The sequence below is a fragment of the Pseudomonas sp. FW305-28 genome (assembly GCF_017351395.1).
Lineage (GTDB): Bacteria > Pseudomonadota > Gammaproteobacteria > Pseudomonadales > Pseudomonadaceae > Aquipseudomonas > Aquipseudomonas fluorescens_AA.
The window spans coordinates 1-4,422 of record NZ_JACNDD010000255.1 but is presented as its reverse complement, the minus strand read 5'-3'; the positions used below and the strand labels follow the sequence as shown (position 1 = coordinate 4,422).

At 62.2% G+C, this 4,422-nt stretch carries 4 protein-coding genes and 1 riboswitch; of the genes, 2 read left to right on the top strand and 2 right to left on the bottom strand.

Features of this window, described 5'->3' with window-relative positions:
- Together J4E53_RS29910 and J4E53_RS29905 are read right to left on the bottom strand one after the other, a co-directional pair.
- A partial coding sequence (locus J4E53_RS29910; RefSeq protein ID WP_207268273.1) for a sorbosone dehydrogenase family protein occupies positions 1–1,288 on the bottom strand: 1,288 nt, incomplete at its 3' end.
- Positions 1,289–1,465: 177 nt separating this feature from the next.
- Positions 1,466–2,050, bottom strand: a complete 585-nt coding sequence (locus J4E53_RS29905; RefSeq protein WP_092170032.1) for a hypothetical protein — start codon at positions 2,048–2,050, stop codon at positions 1,466–1,468.
- Between the two features lie 154 nt (positions 2,051–2,204).
- Positions 2,205–2,416, top strand: a riboswitch (cobalamin riboswitch).
- 80 nt (positions 2,417–2,496) lie between these two features.
- On the opposite strand from J4E53_RS29905, the gene cobO reads away from it, so the two are divergent.
- Together cobO and J4E53_RS29895 are read left to right on the top strand one after the other, a co-directional pair.
- Entirely contained in the window at positions 2,497–3,108 is a 612-nt protein-coding gene (gene cobO / locus J4E53_RS29900; protein ID WP_060741073.1) for a cob(I)yrinic acid a,c-diamide adenosyltransferase, read from the top strand.
- The coding region (locus J4E53_RS29895; protein WP_207268272.1) for a cobyrinate a,c-diamide synthase at positions 3,105–4,422 on the top strand (1,318 nt) is incomplete at its 3' end. The genes cobO and J4E53_RS29895, both read left to right, overlap by 4 nt.

Genomic DNA, 4,422 nt, shown 5'->3' with positions numbered 1-4,422 from the left:
TCTTGTTCCCCACATCATCAGCCACCAACAAACCACCCTGCTTGTCGATTACCACGCCCACCGGCCGGCCTTGGGCTTTTTCGTCGGCGTTCAGGAAGCCGGTCAGCACATCCACCGGTTGCCCCACGGGTTTGCCGCCGTTGAACGGTACGAAAATCACTTTATAGCCACTGTGGGGCTTACGGTTCCAGGAACCGTGCTGACCAACGAAAGCCCCTTCGGTAAACGGTGCAGGCAGGGTGCTGCCTTCAGCGAAGGTCAGGCCCAGTGAGGCGGTATGGGGGCCGACAGCGTAGTCCGGGGCGATGGCCTTGGCCACCAGGGCCGGGTTCTGTGGTTCGACCCGGACATCGACGTGTTGCCCGTAGTAGCTGTAGGGCCAGCCATAGAACGCGCCGTCCTTGACCGAGGTGATGTAGTCCGGCACCAGGTCGCTACCGATCTCATCCCGTTCGTTCACGGCCGTCCACAGGGCTCCGCTGCGGGGTTCCCAGGCCAGGCCGTTGGGGTTGCGCAGGCCTGAGGCGAAGATTCGGTGATTGCCGCTGGCCCGGTCCACTTCCCAGATGGCGGCGCGACCTTCTTCGGCCTCCATGCCATTTTCCGCGACGTTGCTGTTCGAACCGGTGGTGACGTACAGCTTGCTGCCGTCACGGCTGGCGATCACGTTCTTGGTCCAGTGATGGTTGAGGGTGCCGCCCGGCAGGTCGACGACCTTGGTCGGCTGCGCCTTGATCTGTGTGTCACCGTCCTTGTATGGGAAGCGGATCAGTCGGTCGGTGTCGGCCACGTACAGGTCATTGCCCACCAGGGTCATGCCGAACGGCGAATTGAGGTTTTCCAGAAATACCGTACGGGTTTCGGCGATGCCATCGTGATTGGCGTCGCGTAATAGCGTGATGCGGTTGGGGCTGGGCACACCGGCACCGGCGCGGCCCATGACCTTTTTCATCACCCAGCCACGGATGCCCTTGCTGTCGTCTGGCTTGGGCGGGGCGTTGGTTTCGGCCACCAGCACATCGCCATTGGGCAGCACGTAAAGCCAGCGCGGATGGTCCAGTCCTTCGGCGAACGCGCCCACTTGCAGGCCCTGGGCCGGGGTCGGCTTGGTGCCTTGCGGCCAGCCGATGGCTTCGGCGATGTTGACGGTGGGGACCAGGGTCTTGTTCGGTTCCGGCAGTTTCGGCGCAGGACCGGTGCCATCGGACACTTGCAGCGTGGAAGACTCGCCACAAGCGACAAGCCCGGCGGCAAGGGCGACGATCAGAAGATGGGGTGGCTTGAGCATGCTGGCTTCCCTATGAATGCATGTGGTTATTCATAGAGAAGCGTAGACGCACGGATGGTTCAAACTGCGCGCAAAACCTTGTGGGAGCGAGCTTGCTCGCGATGGCGGCAGGACAATCAAGATTGATGTTGCCAGGTGCACCGCTATCGCGAGCAAGCTCGCTCCCACAGTAATGAGTCAGCCATGGGCCTGTTTGAACAGCACGGCAATGCCTGGATGGTATTGGCCGGCCTCGTTGCGCAACTTGCGATAGGCGTATGGGAAGTACCAGGCCACGGCGCAGGTGTTTTCCTTTTGCAGGTCGTCGATCATGTCCTGCAGTTCTTCGGGCGTGGCGCTCTGCTGGGCCTTTTGCGGCGAGACGAACAGGCAGCCCAGCTTCAGGTCGCTGGCGTAGCTGATGCGCTTGGCATCGCTGGTGGCTTCCGACAGCGGTTGGGTCAGGTTCAGGTTGTTGACCTTGGGCCAGCGTTGGGTGGCCTGGATGAAGGCCCGCTCATCGGTGCTGGCGATGAACAGGTCGGCGCTGACGTTGCGTTCGCCTTCTTCGTTCTGCTTGCGGGTCGGCGCGTTCTGCAGCGTGACCATCTCGGCCATCCAGGCAGCGGCCGACAGCAAGCTGAGATTGGCTCGTTCATCGAACCAGTAGGGCGTGTCGTTATCGCCGCGCACCGCGTTGTAGCGGTCGATACAATCAAACCAGCGTTCCAGCACCGGGCGCAGGAATTCCAGTTTCGGATTGCTGATGAGCATGCCTTGCATGTTTTGCCCTCTTGTTCTTGTGATATCGGGTCGTAATGTCTCTTTGATATCACTTGCCGCAGCATCACACAAGATTGGCGTCATTTTATTGATCGGTGCCAATGAGCACCCCCGACAGGCGGCTTTAATTGACGCTCCACCCCCAACCCTCTAACCTTCGCCGCTTGTTTCAGGTGCTCTGTGACTTGAGTTCGACAGAGTGAAACAGGGAAGCCGGTGAGTGCACACGAACCCGGCGCTGCCCCCGCAACGGTAAATGAGTCAACGCTGTGCCTAAGCCACTGTGTCGCATGACATGGGAAGGCGCGCAGCCCGGCGCCACGCCGCTCATGAGCCCGGAGACCGGCCTGATTCATCCAACGGCATCACGGTGGGCGATGCCAGGCTTGCTGCCGTCTTTTTTTGTGCCCCGCCCGCCGTTATCCAATCCCAACGGAGAGCTCCCCATGACCGACACCCCTGATCGCGACGAACGCCACCTGGCGCGCATGCAGCGCAAGAAAGCCGTGATCGACGAGCGCATCGCCAACTCGCCGAACGAATGCGGCTTGCTGCTGGTGCTGACCGGCAACGGCAAGGGCAAGAGCAGCTCGGCGTTCGGCATGCTGGCACGGTCCATGGGCCATGGCATGCAATGCGGTGTGGTGCAGTTCATCAAGGGACGCAATAGCACCGGTGAAGAGCTGTTTTTTCGCCGCTTCCCGGAGCAGGTGCGTTTTCATGTCATGGGTGAAGGCTTCACCTGGGAAACCCAGGACCGCCAGCGTGACATCGCCGCCGCCGAAGCCGCCTGGGCCGTATCGCGCCAGTTGCTCAGCGATCCGTCCATCGGCCTGGTGGTGCTCGACGAATTGAATATCGCCCTCAAGCACGGCTACCTCGACCTCGATCAGGTGCTCAGCGATCTGCAGGCGCGTCCGCCGATGCAGCATGTGGTGGTGACCGGTCGCGGCGCCAAGCCGGAGATGATCGAGCTGGCCGACACCGTGACTGAAATGGGCATGATCAAGCACGCGTTCCAGGCGGGTATCAAGGCGCAGAAAGGCGTCGAACTGTGAGTGACCCTTGCCTGACAAGCCGCCACTGTCCGGCGGTGTTGATCGCAGCGCCGGCCTCGGGACAAGGCAAGACCACCGTCACTGCGGCGCTGGCCCGGTTGCATCGCAACCAGGGACGCAAGGTGCGCGTCTTCAAGTGTGGCCCGGACTTCCTCGATCCGATGATCCTGGAGCGGGCCAGCGGCGCGCCGGTCTATCAATTGGACATGTGGATGGTCGGCGAGCAGGAAAGTCGCCGGCTGTTGTGGGAAGCCGCCGCCGAAGCGGACCTGATCCTGATCGAAGGGGTGATGGGACTGTTCGACGGCACCCCGTCCAGCGCCGACCTGGCGCGGCATTTTGGCGTACCGGTGCTGGCGGTGATCGACGGCACGGCCATGGCCCAGACCTTCGGTGCCTTGGCCCTGGGCCTGGCCCGTTATCAACCGGACCTGCCATTCGCCGGGGTCTTGGCCAACCGGGTCGGCACCTTGCGTCACGCGCAATTGCTCGAAGGCAGCCTGACCGAAGGCCTGCGCTGGTACGGCGCGCTGTCCCGGGAAACCGGCATCGAATTGCCCAGCCGTCATCTCGGGTTGGTCCAGGCCAGTGAATTGAACGATCTCGACCTGCGCCTCGACGCGGCGGCCGATGCCTTGGCCAGTAGTTGCGAAGTGGCGCTGCCGCCGGCGGTGGAGTTCGCCGCGCCGCAGGTGATTGCCGTTGAGCCGTGGCTCGCCGGGGTGCGCATCGCCGTGGCCCGTGATGAAGCGTTCGCCTTCACCTATGGCGCAAGCCTTGATCTGCTGCGGGCCATGGGTGCGCAGTTGAGCTTTTTTTCACCAATCCATGACACCGAACTGCCTGAGGCGGACAGTCTTTATCTGCCTGGCGGTTATCCGGAGCTGCACCACCTTGCGCTGGCTCGAAATAAGCCGATGCTGGCCGCGATCCGTGCCCACCACGCCGCCGATAAACCGTTACTCGCCGAATGCGGCGGCATGTTGTATCTGCTCGATTCATTGACCGATGTCGACGGCGTGCGCGCCGAACTGCTGGGTTTGCTGGCCGGTGATGCGCAGATGCAAAAGCGCCTGGCGGCCTTGGCATTGCAGTCGGTGGATTTGCCGGAAGGCAACCTGCGTGGGCACACCTATCATCATTCCCTGACCAGTACCGAGGTTGAACCGATTGCCCGTGGCCATAGCCCCAATGGCGGGCGAGGGGCGGAGGCGGTTTTCCGGCAGGGGCGGATGACGGCTTCCTATGTGCACTTTTATTTTCCGTCCAATCCCAGGGCGATTGCCGGGCTGTTTGCGCCAGATCTTGAGGCCG